Source organism: Shouchella shacheensis (genome assembly GCF_001484965.1).
Lineage (GTDB): Bacteria > Bacillota > Bacilli > Bacillales > Bacillaceae_D > Shouchella > Shouchella shacheensis.
This window is the reverse complement of the sequence record NZ_LLYY01000082.1, coordinates 1-643: the sequence shown is the minus strand read 5'-3', so window position 1 is coordinate 643 and position 643 is coordinate 1. Positions and strand designations below refer to the sequence as shown.

Below are 643 nucleotides of genomic sequence, written 5' to 3'. Positions count from 1 at the left end.
TGATTGTTAGTAACTTGGTGAATATTGTTTCTGCTGATTTCTTTGGCATTGGGTTTGTGGAATATGCAACACGGATGATCGTCCCGAACTTTTTTGCATTAGTATCCAGTATTTTGGTGCTCTATCTTTACTTTCGTAAAAGCATCCCAAAACGATATGATTATTCGCAGTTAAAAGTACCGGTAGAAGCCATCAAAGATGAAAAGATGTTCCGGCTTTCATGGTACGTTTTAGGTGTTTTGCTTGTTGGGTATTTAGTAAGTGAATTTCTTCATATCCCGGTTTCCATTGTGGCAGGGGTGATTGCCATTGTCTTTATGTTGACGGCAAGAAAGAGCCCTGCTGTTGATACAAGAACCGTCCTTAAAGGAGCGCCATGGAATATTGTGTTCTTCTCCATCGGGATGTATGTCGTTGTGTATGGCCTTCGAAATGTCGGACTAACAGACGTTCTCTCTGACGTTATCCAGGTCACAGCTGATCAAGGTCTCTTTGCCGCGACAATGGGAATGGGCTTTATCGCTGCGGTCCTTTCTTCCGTCATGAACAATATGCCGACAGTTTTAATTGATGCGATTGCGATTGCGGGAACCGATACAGAAGGATTGCTCCGAGAAGCGCTCATTTATGCCAATGTTATTGG

Annotated in this window: 1 protein-coding gene; it reads left to right on the top strand. The window is 43.1% G+C overall.

What is annotated here, in order from left to right; all coding sequences use genetic code 11:
- The coding region (locus AVZ68_RS19445) for an ArsB/NhaD family transporter (protein WP_281176653.1) at nucleotides 1-643 on the top strand (643 nt) is incomplete at both ends.